Consider the following 12,650-nt stretch of genomic DNA (forward strand, 5'->3'; position numbering starts at 1 on the left):
TGCCTATTCCGCCGCTTCTTCAACCGGTGGCCAAATACGCTCACCCACAGTTGGCGATCCGGGCGTGTGCATCGTGTAGCGGATGACACGGCCGGTCCATTCATTCTCGTCGAGTGCGAGGGCTTCATGGGGCTCCTCGAAATTCTCGAGTCGGGCCTGGAGCGAGGTGAATTCATACATCACCGAGTATTTGGCCCAGCCGGCGAGCGAGACCATCACCCGCGCGGCGATGCAGCCCGGCATCCGCGCCATGGCGGGCAGGCGATACTGCGCGTACCACTGGCCGACATCAAACTCATCGGCGAGTGTCTTCGTGCGGAAGCTGCCCATCTGGATCGCCGGCCCCGGGGTCGTGCCCGCCGGGCGCAGTCCCATTTCCGGGCCGTCGATGCGCGCGAAAGTCGAGAATATGCACGGGCGTATACCCTGGCGCAGATCGAGCATCTTGCGCGCCTCACCGGTTAACGCATTCTGGTCGTCGATTACGCTCGTCGGGGCGAGAAGCGTCCAGGGTTCCGCCGCACCGGCCAGCATTAGGAACTGAGTGCCGGTACCGACACCCTCTATGCCTTCTGATTTGGGGAAATTGTCGCGGACCTTTTGCATGTCGGCGCCGCCGCCCTGGTTTTCATAATGGGCGACCCAATTCAGGCCGGGTTTCGCCTGCAATGCGGGAAGATAGTCGCTGTGGAGCCAGTCGAGATATTCGTCGCGGCCATCGTCCGGCAGGTCATACCAGGTTGCCCAAATTCCACGGTCCATCAGTTCAAACTCCTTCAGGTAACTTCAGGTTGATCGACATTGCTTATGTGACGGACGCTCAGTTCCGGGTCACCCTCGGCGATCAGCCCATCGCGCACTTTCGGCATGGTCAGGGCAAGATCGGTGACAGGCAACCCATGGGTCGGGGCGATGGTCTCGACACCCAGTTCGTCCAGCAATGCCTCGAGTTGATCGACATAGATGCGCATGTCGGTGGTGGTCGTCCAGTAAAGCGCGCGCTCGGCAAATACGGCAAGCACATCTTCGAGATCGAGCGACGTCGCCTCCTCGGCGACCAGGCCGCAATGACCATCCTGATGATAATGGCTGTAGGCGAGGCCATCGCCGGGAAACAGGCAATTCGCGCCCGTGTCGAAACCCCAGAGCGTGGTTCGCAGGTCTCTGATGACGGGCTCGACGGCGACGAGCTTCCGGCCGCCGAGGTCGATCTCGTCGCCAACTTCCATCGACACCAGCCGGTCGGCATGCTGTGGAAACGCCAGGTGATAGTCCGCCACATCGCCATGCACGGTGATGTCGGGCCAGTTCTGAAACACCCGGCCGAGTCCACCCGAATGGGGGGTCTCCTGGTGGGTGACGAAAAGATATTTGAGCGGCGGGCGATCGGCCGTCAGAAGCTCGATCATCTGGCGCTCGATGGCAGGAAAGTCCTTCGGATGCCCCGTTTCGATCAACATCGAGGCGTCGTCGCCACACAGCAGGAAGGCGGCGTTGTATGAGTGATAGGATTTTCCCTTGTGAAACTGCTCGAGGCAGTCCCCCAACCAGAACACGCCCCTCGCAATCTCGCGCGGCAACGGGTTTTCAATGTCCATGACGGGTCTGCCTATCTCACAAGACCGCGCGGCACATAGGCCGGCGCGACCCTGGTACGGTCGAGCTGATCGAGAACATCGTCAAGCACCTGGAACTGCCGATCAACATGCCGGCGTCCACGCAGAATCGTGCCGTACCCCGGCGCGATATTCTCTATCTCGAAGCGGTCATACACATCCGCCACGGCCTTGCGGATGGGCGTCAGGTTGCCGCCCTCGATCCACCAATAGCGCGTGTTCAGAAGGAACGATCGCACGAACGAATAATTCGTAACATCATCCGTGTCATTGTCGCCGAGCAACCAGGGGCCATCCTCACGGTCACGCCACAAATGACTGAACATGTCCGACGAGAAGAGGGTCTTCGATGCCGCATCGTAGATCCACCGGGTGCTGATCAAGCGGATCGGCGCATTCAGAACATCAACCTTCCGACCGGGACTCAGCGCAACCTGCGAATGGTCACCGCGCTCGATGATCGTGGTCTTGAGGATCGGATTGCGTTCCTCACCCCGCAGGGTTTCGAACTCGATCCATTCTTCGATATCCGGAACGTTGGAGAAACACTCGACAACATTGAAACGCCTGGCGATGGCCATCGCATTGGACACCGACATGAATTCGTTGATGCGCAGGGGAAACAGGGAGAGCGGCGCATCCGGCTCGACCAGACTGCCGAGTTGTTCGAGAATCTCCGTCTCATGCGCGGTATAGCCTGTGTCGAGCAACATCGACCGGCCATCCGCCTTCAGGAGATAGCAGTTGGAGACCGAGTAGCCGCGTGCGGAATCCGGATAGGCGCTGATGCGCCCGTTCAGTTCGAACGCGTTTTGCAACGCATAGACGCTGCCGGGACTAAGCTCCGTAATACCGCTGAATGCCATGGCCTGTAGTCTTGTCGAATCTCTCGTGATCACCGGCCACGACAGATGCACATGTGACCATGTGGTTCATACCAAATCCAGCGCGCGCACCCAAACGGGGTTGAACAACGAAAAAGGCGGCGGCCCGAAAGAGACCGCCGCCCATCGTCCGGAAATCCGGAAAGCCTAATCAGCCGCTGGTCATGCTTTCGACGAGCGCCTTGTAGTCCTTGCTCTGTTCAACGCGGACCTTCTCATAATCGTCACCCGACATGAGATTGGAATCCTCGCCCAGGCGCGAAATCAGGCGCTGGTAGGTCTTGTCTTCCTGCAGGGCGACAAAGGCCTCACGGAGCTTGGCGAGCCGGTCGGCAGGGATGCCGCGCGGCGCCATGACGATCCGGTGCATCTCACCGATCTCACCCGGGTAGCCGAGCGAGGCGAATGTCGGCGGGCTGCCGAGCGTCGGTTCGTCGAGCACACAGCCCAGCGTGCGAACCTTGTCGCCCTGTCCGAGGATCGTCGAGGGGAACTGGAAGGTCACGTCCGCATCACCCGCCAGCAATGCACGCAGCGAAGGACCGCCACCGCGATACGGCGTCATGTTGACCTGCACCTTGGCCCAGTTGAACAGCTGCGCGGCCGGCACCATGGTCGCGCCCCACTGACCCGAATGGGAGAGCTCGACCTTGCCCGGATTCTGCTTGCCAAACTCGAACAGCGACTGCAGCGACTTAAACTGGGAATCGGACCGCACGATGGCGCACATCCGAGCCGAGTTGGTCCGCGCGACGGTCACGAAATCCTCGGTCGTCTTGTACGGCAGCTCTTTCACATGCTGTTGCAGCTGGTCATAGAAGTTGTGGGTGAACAGCAAGGTGTACCCATCGGCCGGCGCACTCGCCGCCGCGGCCGTGCCCGTCTGCCCGCTCGCACCCGGCACGAGCTTCACGATGACGGCCTGGCCGAGATACTGCGGCAGGATCGACGTGAGCACACGCGCATTCAGATCATGCGAACCACCAGCGCCAAGCGGCAGGATCATCGTGATCGGCTTGTTCGGAAAATTGTCTTGCGCCAAGGCACTGCTGACACCCACACCGAGCATCAGGGCACCCAGGGCCACTGATTTCATAAATGTTCTACGCATATGATCCTCCCTTGGGACTGCGTGGTTTGTTGGAACCGGGTCCGATGTTCTATCGGTATTGGCAAGATTCACCCGGGGAAATACTCTTGTATAAGACTATCGACAAGACAGCATTGCGCGCAGGACATGTCAAGGAACCGCCGGCGCCAATCAGTTATTCCGGGGGCGCCAATGCACTCGCCTCGCGCTGCAACTTGCTCGACCGCCGCCACAGATACCAGGCGATCACCGGTGTCAGGATAATAATCACCAACGTGATCGGCCGTTCGAACGCGATGTAACCGAACAGATCGCCGCGTGACAGGCTAAGGGTTTGCCCCACCGCACGTTCGATCTCCGGCCCCAGGATAAAGGCCATTGCCAGCGGCGCGACATCGAAACGGAACTTGCGCAAGACATAGCCGATCACGCCGAAAGCCCCGAGAATATAGAGGTCCGTCGGGTTGTTGCGGACCGCGAACACACCGGCGAAGGCAAACATGATGGTCAACGGCATCAGGATCGATTTCGGGATGCGCACCACCCGCGCGAAGGCCGGAATCGTCAAATAGCCGACGATCACAAACAGGACATTTGCCAGCAGCATCGCCAGCAGTATGGCGAACACCTGCGGGCCCTGCTCGACCATCAACTCCGGCCCCGGACGCATGCCGACGGCGACGAAGGCACCCAGTAAAATTGCCGTGATGTTGTCGCCGGGAATGCCGAAGGTGAGCATGGGCACCAGGGTCGGCCCGTTGACCGCATTGTTCGCCGCCTCTGCCGCCGCGACCCCGTCCAGCTCGCCCTTGCCGTAACGCTCGGGATGTTTGGACGCGTTCTTCGCGGCCGCGTAACCAACAAACGCGGCGACCACCTGTCCGACACCGGGGATCATGCCGATGCTCGTGCCAATGACGGTCGAACGCGCGATCGTGCGCCCGCTGGCCTTGAATTCGGACCATTTCAACCGCTCGCCTTCGAGCGCCTTGGCGCCGGCCTTGATATAGGTGGCGGCGCGTTTCTCGATGGACAGCAACAGCTCGGAAAGCGCGAACAGGCCAATCAGCATCGGCAGCAAGCCAATCCCCGAGCGCAGCTCGAAGATCCCGAAGTCGAACCGGGCCAGCGCGCCGATCGGATCCTGCCCGATCATCGCGACAAACAGGCCGATGCCCATCACCAGAAGGCCCTTCACGAAGGCACCGGAACCCGTCGCGGAGATGACAATCAGGCTGAGGAACAACACCGCGGCCAGTTCGGGCGGGCCGATGGCCAGCGCGATCAACGCGATGGGCACAATCGCGAAAATGGTCACGAGATCGCTCGTGAAATCACCGGCCACAGACGAGAACAGCGCCATCTCGAGCGCCTTGCGGCCCTTGCCCTGTCGGGTCAGAGCCGGCCCGTCGAATGTCGTCGCGACTGCCGCACCGGTGCCGGGCATCGAGACCAGGATCGCCGGTACGCTGCCGCCGTATATGCCGCCCTTATAGATGCCCAGCAGGAACGGAATACCGAAGATCGGTGGCAAGAAAAACACGATGGGCAGCAGGATCGCCATCGCGGTCAGGGTTGTCAGGCCCGGAAGCGCCCCGACGAACATGCCCAGCAGCAGGCCGCCAATCATGTAGAGAACCGTCAGCAGGAACGTGTCGGGATTGAACAGAATTCCCGCGCCCTGAACCAGTGAACCAAATAACTCTTCCATAACGGATTAGCCTTTTATCGACCGGCCGTGGGTGCACGACATCGTTAGAACCATAGAAAATCTGGGAAGAACGGATCCTGCGGCAGGACCACCTTCAACCAGACCCGCAAGACATTGAAGAACAGCAGCGGCACCCCCGCGCTTACCAGGAGACCGAGCCAGATATTTCGGTTTCCGTAGAAGGTCGAGAGAACCAACAGCAAAATGAATGACGAGATCACAAAACCGAGCCACGGCATGAGCAGGGCCATGACGATGAACCCGCCGATTGTGAACAACACACTCATGACCGCTTCGCCATCGAGCGCGGCCATGTGGTTGTCTTCAACGAGGGTCCGCGCCCGCCAGATCAGCCACACGCCCACGATCAGGAAAAACACGGCGACCATGCGGGGGAAGAAATCGGGATCGAGGCCGGAGGGTTTTTGCCCGAACAACAGGCGCGGCCGCTCGACCTGATCCGGCGTGATGATGAACAACACCACGCCAAAAACGATTGCGAACACGCCGAACGCGGTGTTGAAATTCATCCAGCCGCGCGGTGCCGGCTGATCATTTACATCCGTCATCCCGTTCTCCGTTCACCCGGCACAAGGCCGGCGTCAGTTCGCGAAGGGCGTCGGCTAACGATCAACCGCAACTGCCGAAGCGCATTTTGCTCCGGCACCTTCGTGCAGGCGACTTATTCGGCGGCCAGTGGATTCGACGTGTCGTTGCGCGGCAGTGAAACCGGCTCGCCCCGCTCGGCCGAGAGATCGGCGGCGGTGTAGACATCCATCACCTCGCGCGCCTCGGAAGGTGTCACCATCACCGGGCGGTCATAGACAATCGCCTCAATGAAGTAGTCCGTCTCCGCCTTCATCGGGCCGGCGAAAACATGATCGACGGGCTCACCGGGCATGGTCGACATCGGATACTGGATGCCGTCCTTGACCGTGTTGAACTGTACTTCCTTGTGGGTGTCGTCGATGGTCAGCGCGCCATCCGTGCCGACGACCTCAATCCAGCACTGGGAATAGTTCTTGTAGCCCAGCGGCAGGATCCAGCCGGCACCGACCGTGATGGTGGTGCCGTCGTCCATGGTCACCATGATCCATTGATGGTCGGGCGTGTCGCTGTTCTTGCTGAACAGCTTGCCGGACTGCTGCGAGTACACCCGGACGGGTTTGCGCGGACGCAGGCACCAGAGCAGGAAATCAAGATCATGGGTCGCCTCCATGGCGGCCGGTGACATCTTCGTGCGTCCGGTGATCTTGTCACCCAGCTCGCGGGTCACGTTGCGGCTGACCAGACAGGTCACCGGCTCGCCGATCGATCCGTCTTTCAGCGCCTTGTGAACATAGGCGAATTTCGGCTTGAAGCGCTGGGAGTAACCAACCGACAGCTTCAGGTTCTTCTTCTCGGCCAGGCTGATGACCTCATCGGCCTCTTCCATGGTCGAGGATATGGGCTTCTCGACGAAGACATGCTTTCCGGCCAGGAGCGAATCCCGGATCATCGGATAGTGGGTTGTTTCCGGCGTCGCCGAGATGAAGATGGCATCCACCGAATCCTTCGCCAGGATCTGATGATAATCATCGGTCGTCGATGTCGGATTGGTCTCACCCGCAACGACCGCGAGCCGTTCGCCGTCAATCTCGGCCAAGTGTAGTTCGTTCACATGGGGGTTGATCGCGCATGCATTTGCACGAATACCACCGCACCAGCCCGGGCCGATTACGCCCACATTAATCTGTTTCATGTTTCATCCCTGATACGCAGTGACCGGGGCACCGAGAACATAATTTGGGACCCAGTCTTATATAAGACAACGGCACAGTAGCCGCGCGACCGAAAATACACAAGTTGGCAAACAAGATGATAGGGCGAATTTCGCGCGGACCGTCCGGTCTCTAGGCGGCGGCAGGAAACTCGACCACGAACCGGGCACCGGTGACCGGCCCGTCCGGGCGCCGGAGATTCTCGGCCCAGACCCGTCCGCCGGCCGCCTCTACGATCTGGCGTGAGATCGACAGGCCCAGGCCCGAATGGGTGCCGAATTTCTGGCTTTCCCCATCGGGACCCTCGGTCGGCCGGTCGGAATAGAACCTCTTGAAGATCGATTCCAGGTTCGCCTCGGGAATACCGGGTCCCTGGTCATCGACCGTCACCGTGATCAGGTCTCCGCCACGCCGCACGCGCCGGTCCGCCGCGACGATGATCTTGCCGTCCCGCGGGCTGAAGGATTGTGCGTTGGCAATGATGTTGCGGAATACCTGGCCGAGCCGGTCCTCAAACGCGCAGACCGACAGATCCACCCCCGGCTCGAGATCGAGCACGATATCGGCGCTCGATGTTGCCGTCTGGATATCGACGAGCGCCTCCAGCGCCACACGCAAATCGATGATCGTCGGCGGGTCGCGGCTCAGTTCGGCATCCAGCCGCGAGGCATCCGAAATATCGCTGATTAGCCGGTCGAGGCGCGCGACATCGTCGAGGATGATCGACATCAACTTTTTCTGCTGCTCAGGGTCCTCGACGCGCGCGACGGTCTCGACGGCGCTGCGCAATGATGTCAGGGGGTTCTTGATCTCATGGGCGACATCGGCAGCGAATCGCTCGATCGCATCCATGCGTTGCCAAAGCGCCTCGGTCATGGCCCGCAGGTCGCGGCCCAGGTCTCCGATCTCGTCACGCCGGCTGGCAAAGTCCGGCATGGCCACGTCCCGGCCCGACCCGCTGCGTACCCGCTGCGCCGCCAGGGCCAGCCGGCGCAACGGTCGGGCAATGGTCGCCGCCAGATACACCGACAGCAGGATCGTGACGGCGAATGCAACGCCGAAGACCTGCAGAATATCGATGCGGATCGCGCGCATCGCGCGTTCGATCTCCTCGCTGCCGCGCGACAGCATCAGCGCGCCGACGACCTGACGGTACCGCTGGATCGGAACCGATACCGAAATCACCATGCCGCCCGCCTGGTGCCGGCGTACGGCCGCACCTTGAATTCCGGCCAACGCCACGGTCACCTCGCGATAGTCATTCGCCCGTTGTGGCACCCGCTCCTGATAGACCGGCAGCTCGCCCTGTCCGGGCAACCAGTCCAGGAGTGCCTCGAACCGGTCTTCGGCCCATAACCATGGGGCGAACCCCTCGGGCGGCGGCAGGGTTTGTACGCGCACCGGGCCGCGCGCGCTGCGCATCGACTGGGTATCGGTGATCATGACACCGTTGCTGACGAACAACCGGGCGCGGTTTTGCGTTGGCTCGGTCAGGCGACGAAGCATGAGGCTCGCGCGCACCGGGTCGATCTGCTGTCCCACACCGGGTGCCACGAGCACGGCACCGGCACCGATCGCGCCGGCAAAGACCTCGCCCTGCACCCGCAGGGCCTCGATCTCGGCGTCGATCAGGCTCTCCTGATACTGGTCGAGGAAAAAGAACCCCCCGACGGGCACGGCAAGCACCAGAAGATTGATGGCCAGAATTCGCCGGGTCAGCGAGGTCGAGGGCCGGCGGCGGCGCAGCCATGCCCAGAGGATCCGGACCCTGCCGATCCGTCGCGTACCGTCTTCCGGCTGCCGCCCGCCGGCCGAATCAGCCACGTCATCGGCGCGGCGTCTGGCCCGGAACAGCCGGTTTCCGAAGCGGGCATCAAGCGTCATTCTTTTCCCCGGGTCCCTCGCAGACCCCATTCCTGCATTCGCGGCGGGCGATCACCCGCGGGCGTCGCCGGACTGCCGCCCCCTACGGTCGGCCGCTCCCGGATTATGCGTCCTTGTAGCGGTACCCGATTCCATACAATGTCTCGATCTGGCCAAACACATTGTCAACTTGCCGGAACTTCTTGCGCAGCCGCTTGATGTGACTGTCGATCGTGCGGTCATCAACATAGATGTTCTCGCCATACGCGGCGTCCATCAGCTGATCCCGGCTTTTCACATGACCGGGCCGCTGCGCGAGTGCCTCGAGAATCAGAAACTCGGTAACCGTCAGGGTCACCTCCTGATCGCGCCAGGAACATAAATGGCGGTTGGGATCCATCACCAGGTCGCCGCGCTCGATCACCGCATCATCGCCTTCGGCAGGGTTTTCACCGACTTCCGAGCGGCGCAGGATCGCGCGGATACGTTCGATCAGGAGCCGCTGCGAAAAGGGCTTGGTGATGTAGTCGTCCGCACCCATCCGGAGCCCCAGGACCTCGTCGATCTCGTCGTCTTTGGATGTCAGAAAGATGACCGGCATCCGTGACGATTTGCGCAGCTTGCCGAGCAGTTCCATGCCGTCCATCCGGGGCATCTTGATATCCAGCACCGCCAGATCGACCGGCGTCTGGGTCAACCCGTTGAGCGCCTCGTCGCCGTCGGCGTAGGTGTTGACGCTGTATCCTTCGGCCTCGAGGGCCATCGAAACCGATGTCAGGATGTTGCGGTCGTCATCGACCAGCGCGATTGTCTGAGTCATGTCCGGAATCCCCTTTCGTGTGATCGAAACACGCCGGCGGCGGATATCGCCGTCGTTGGGACACGATCGGGGGGCATTATGGCGCATTTGCGGCTTGATTGGGGCGTCATTCGCACGTGTCTGGACCCGATTCCCCGTCCGGTCACCCGCCGGATAACGGAACCGGCAACGATAAAGTGAGCGGTATGCGACCCGGCGACGCATTGCAAGGTCAGTCACACTCGTCCTAAACCGGCCCCATGAACCGCAAGCTTCCCATCCTCGTCGTCACCTTCGTGGTAGTCGTCTTCGCGTTCGGCGCCTGGCTCAACCTGCGGGTCGACGAGCCTCCCGAAAGCGCGGCCGTCGGCGGGATGGTCGTCAATGTCAGCATCGGTGGTCCGTTTGACCTGACCGATCATACCGGTGCGCGGATGAGCGACGACGCCCTTCGGGGCAAGTACGCGCTCATCTATTTTGGCTATACCTTCTGCCCCGACGTCTGTCCGACCGAACTCGGCGAAATCGCGGTCGCGCTGGACACGCTTGGAGAGGCCGGCGAACAGGTTACGCCTGTGATGATCACCATCGACCCGGAACGCGATACGCCGGAAATATTGGCCGAGTATGTGCCTTTGTTTCATGAGCGACTGGTCGGCCTGACGGGCACCGAAGCGGAGATCAAGGACGTCGCGGAAAAGTATCGCGTTTTCTACCGGCGCTTCGAGGATCCGAATTTTACTTTCTACCTGATGGACCACACCTCCTTTGTCTATTTCGTCGATCCGGAGGGTGCTGTTGCTTCAATGTTCCGCTACGGCACGCCACCCGAAGACATGGCGAAAGCCATTCGCCAGCACATGCGCGCCCGCACCGACAGCTAACCCCAACTTCCACCGGACCCCAGAATGATCACCCGAATCATCCCCGTACTTCTTTCGGTTCTGTTTATCGCTGGCCCGGCAGGGGCCCATGAGGAAAAGTCCGAGCACCTGACCATCTCACATCCATGGTCACGCGCCACCGCGCCCAGCCAGAAAGTCGGTGCGGTCTTCATGACCATCAAGACCAAAGGAAACAACACCGACCGGTTGATCGGCGCCCGGTCGCCGGATGCCGAGACGGTCCAGATTCACAACCACACGATGGTCGACGGCGTCATGCGAATGCGCCCTGTGGATGGGGTTACGATCCCCGCCGAGGGTGAAGCGGTGCTCGAACCGGGTGGCTTCCACATCATGCTGATCGGCCTGAAGGCGCCATTGTTCGAGGAAACCGTAATCCCGCTGACGCTTGAATTCGAGAATGCGGGCAAGGTGGAGATCGAGGCCGTGATCGAGGCCGCGGGGGCACGACAACCTTCGGCTGCAACCAAACCGATGCCGTCAACGAATCACGGCGCCGGACATGGCACCCACGGTAAGCCCGCTACGGAAATGCCTGCGGGACACGGCGGACACGGCGGCCAAAACCGGTAACGGTCATTCCCACTTGCGACATGATGGCGTTTCGTTAGTCTCCGCGCGCCATGAGCATCGATGATCGAGACAAGCCCAGCGGACCATTGGTCCGGCGCCTGATCCGCACCAGCCGGTCAGGTGTCCTTGCAACCGTTGACGCGGAAACCGCCGGGACCCCCTATGCCAGCCTGGTCCTGACATCCTGCACGTTGGACGCCAGTCCCCTTCTGCTGCTCTCGGATCTCGCGCGCCACACGCGGAACATTGTCGCCGATCAGCGGGTATCGCTGATCATCGGCAAACTCGGTCTCGATGCGCTGAGCCAGACCCGTGCAACGCTGATCGGGTCTGTCGAAGGCAGCGATGACTCAGACCTGAAAGCGCGGTTCCTGCGCCATCATGCCGGCGCGCGCAGCCAGATGGCATTTGACGACTTCAGGCTCTACAGAATGCGTCTGGAAAGTGTCCATTTCATTGCCGGTTTCGGGCGCATCGAGACCCTCGACGCCGGGGATGTCGTCCTCCGGGCACCTGCTGCCGACGCGCTCGCCGCGGCCGAGACAGAGATCATCGAACACATGAACAACGACCATGCCGACGCCGTACACGCCTATGCGAGCATACTGGCCGACCGGCATGGCATGGGCTGGACGATGACGGGCATCGACCCCGAGGGGATCGACCTTGCACGCAACGACACGGAATCACGGGTCGATTTCGAATCGACTGTCGATGGCCCGGAAACCGCGCGCGATGAACTGGTCCGGCTGGCCAAGCTGACCCGCACCTAGATCCGCGACCGAAGTCCGAACAAACACCCGACCTGCACCACCCTGGCGGTCAACGCGGTGATCGTCGTCAGAGACCGACACTAGCAATCATTTGTTGATAATGATTATCATTCGCATTATTATCATGACGCATCCCCGCCCTCCTGCCACACCCTCGACGAACGACCTGCCGATGAACATGCCCGCCGCATACCCGTCCCGCCCGCCAACGGCCAACGATCTGAACTACATGGAGCGGCTGGTACTACATGCGCTGCGCCAATGGGTGCAGAACCGCGCACGATGGAGCGAAGTTGTCCTCGAATTCAATCGGGTTTGCGGGCCGCGCACGGCAACCCGGCTATGCGAGGCGTTGGACAATCTGTTTTGTGACATTGGAATTGAGGCGCGGCGCCATTTACGTCTCTATCCGCCGGTCGGCTGCCATGTCAGCCAGGACGAGCTCTGCATCCTGAACCTGCTTGCCGCACACCAGGCGGGCGACGATTCGCATGCGGAGGCCTTGCTGCGATGGCTGGTGCCGGACACTGCGGCCGACCGGATCGGACTGATCGCACGAAAGATTGCACGAATCCTTTTCGAGACCGGATACAGCCTGAAACATCGTATGCATGCGGAGCACAACCGGCAGACAGATGGGGCCGGCGGCTTGATCCGCATCCTGCATTAGACTGAT

The 12,650-nt window shown here is 61.2% G+C and carries 13 protein-coding genes; 4 read left to right on the forward strand and 9 right to left on the reverse strand.

Translation table 11 applies throughout. The features are described from left to right. Positions 1–3: 3 nt before the first annotated feature. The 9 genes from ABJ363_02460 to ABJ363_02500 all read right to left on the reverse strand — a co-directional run bounded on the left by ABJ363_02460 (position 4) and on the right by ABJ363_02500 (position 9,744). Positions 4–762, reverse strand: coding sequence for a hypothetical protein (locus ABJ363_02460; GenBank protein MEP4377836.1), 759 nt, complete (start codon positions 760–762; stop codon positions 4–6). A 14-nt stretch (positions 763–776) separates the two neighbouring features. Beyond that, on the reverse strand, positions 777–1,598 hold the full coding sequence (locus ABJ363_02465; protein ID MEP4377837.1) for an MBL fold metallo-hydrolase: 822 nt from the start codon (positions 1,596–1,598) through the stop codon (positions 777–779). Between the two features lie 11 nt (positions 1,599–1,609). Then, positions 1,610–2,482, reverse strand: coding sequence for a hypothetical protein (locus tag ABJ363_02470; protein MEP4377838.1), 873 nt, complete (start codon positions 2,480–2,482; stop codon positions 1,610–1,612). 169 nt (positions 2,483–2,651) lie between these two features. After that, a complete protein-coding gene (locus ABJ363_02475; GenBank protein ID MEP4377839.1) occupies positions 2,652–3,611 on the reverse strand; it encodes a tripartite tricarboxylate transporter substrate binding protein in 960 nt (319 codons plus the stop codon). 154 nt (positions 3,612–3,765) lie between these two features. After that, entirely contained in the window at positions 3,766–5,301 is a 1,536-nt protein-coding gene (locus ABJ363_02480; GenBank protein MEP4377840.1) for a tripartite tricarboxylate transporter permease, read from the reverse strand. Between the two features lie 44 nt (positions 5,302–5,345). Further along, complete coding sequence (locus tag ABJ363_02485) at positions 5,346–5,870, reverse strand: tripartite tricarboxylate transporter TctB family protein (protein MEP4377841.1); 525 nt, start codon at positions 5,868–5,870, stop codon at positions 5,346–5,348. Positions 5,871–5,983: 113 nt separating this feature from the next. After that, complete coding sequence (locus ABJ363_02490) at positions 5,984–7,042, reverse strand: Gfo/Idh/MocA family oxidoreductase (protein ID MEP4377842.1); 1,059 nt, start codon at positions 7,040–7,042, stop codon at positions 5,984–5,986. A 151-nt stretch (positions 7,043–7,193) separates the two neighbouring features. Further along, positions 7,194–8,945: a stimulus-sensing domain-containing protein gene (locus ABJ363_02495; GenBank protein ID MEP4377843.1), complete on the reverse strand. Its 1,752-nt coding sequence runs from the start codon at positions 8,943–8,945 to the stop codon at positions 7,194–7,196. 103 nt (positions 8,946–9,048) lie between these two features. Beyond that, a complete protein-coding gene (locus ABJ363_02500) occupies positions 9,049–9,744 on the reverse strand; it encodes a response regulator transcription factor (protein ID MEP4377844.1) in 696 nt (231 codons plus the stop codon). Positions 9,745–9,983: 239 nt separating this feature from the next. Between ABJ363_02500 and ABJ363_02505 the strand changes: the two genes are divergently transcribed. The 4 genes from ABJ363_02505 (at position 9,984) to ABJ363_02520 (ending at position 12,644) form a co-directional block, all read left to right on the forward strand. Next, positions 9,984–10,607 carry an SCO family protein gene (locus ABJ363_02505; GenBank protein ID MEP4377845.1) on the forward strand — a complete coding sequence of 208 codons (624 nt, stop codon included), beginning with the start codon at positions 9,984–9,986 and terminating at the stop codon, positions 10,605–10,607. Between the two features lie 24 nt (positions 10,608–10,631). After that, complete coding sequence (locus ABJ363_02510; GenBank protein MEP4377846.1) at positions 10,632–11,201, forward strand: copper chaperone PCu(A)C; 570 nt, start codon at positions 10,632–10,634, stop codon at positions 11,199–11,201. A 50-nt stretch (positions 11,202–11,251) separates the two neighbouring features. After that, positions 11,252–11,974 (forward strand): DUF2470 domain-containing protein, encoded by a 723-nt coding sequence (locus ABJ363_02515; protein ID MEP4377847.1) that lies wholly within the window; start codon positions 11,252–11,254, stop codon positions 11,972–11,974. 124 nt (positions 11,975–12,098) lie between these two features. Further along, entirely contained in the window at positions 12,099–12,644 is a 546-nt protein-coding gene (locus tag ABJ363_02520; GenBank protein ID MEP4377848.1) for a hypothetical protein, read from the forward strand. Positions 12,645–12,650: the final 6 nt, after the last annotated feature.

This window comes from Alphaproteobacteria bacterium (assembly GCA_039980135.1).
Lineage (GTDB): Bacteria > Pseudomonadota > Alphaproteobacteria > UBA6615 > UBA6615 > UBA8079.

Coding starts and splice junctions, on each gene's coding strand:
- ABJ363_02475 (MEP4377839.1), bottom strand. CDS start 3,611: ATGCGTAGAACATTTATGAAATCAGTGGCCCTGGGTGCCCTGATGCTC.
- ABJ363_02500 (MEP4377844.1), bottom strand. CDS start 9,744: ATGACTCAGACAATCGCGCTGGTCGATGACGACCGCAACATCCTGACA.
- ABJ363_02520 (MEP4377848.1), top strand. CDS start 12,099: ATGACGCATCCCCGCCCTCCTGCCACACCCTCGACGAACGACCTGCCG.
- ABJ363_02465 (MEP4377837.1), bottom strand. CDS start 1,598: ATGGACATTGAAAACCCGTTGCCGCGCGAGATTGCGAGGGGCGTGTTC.
- ABJ363_02460 (MEP4377836.1), bottom strand. CDS start 762: ATGGACCGTGGAATTTGGGCAACCTGGTATGACCTGCCGGACGATGGC.
- ABJ363_02470 (MEP4377838.1), bottom strand. CDS start 2,482: ATGGCATTCAGCGGTATTACGGAGCTTAGTCCCGGCAGCGTCTATGCG.
- ABJ363_02515 (MEP4377847.1), top strand. CDS start 11,252: ATGAGCATCGATGATCGAGACAAGCCCAGCGGACCATTGGTCCGGCGC.
- ABJ363_02505 (MEP4377845.1), top strand. CDS start 9,984: ATGAACCGCAAGCTTCCCATCCTCGTCGTCACCTTCGTGGTAGTCGTC.
- ABJ363_02495 (MEP4377843.1), bottom strand. CDS start 8,945: ATGACGCTTGATGCCCGCTTCGGAAACCGGCTGTTCCGGGCCAGACGC.
- ABJ363_02490 (MEP4377842.1), bottom strand. CDS start 7,042: ATGAAACAGATTAATGTGGGCGTAATCGGCCCGGGCTGGTGCGGTGGT.
- ABJ363_02485 (MEP4377841.1), bottom strand. CDS start 5,870: ATGACGGATGTAAATGATCAGCCGGCACCGCGCGGCTGGATGAATTTC.
- ABJ363_02510 (MEP4377846.1), top strand. CDS start 10,632: ATGATCACCCGAATCATCCCCGTACTTCTTTCGGTTCTGTTTATCGCT.
- ABJ363_02480 (MEP4377840.1), bottom strand. CDS start 5,301: ATGGAAGAGTTATTTGGTTCACTGGTTCAGGGCGCGGGAATTCTGTTC.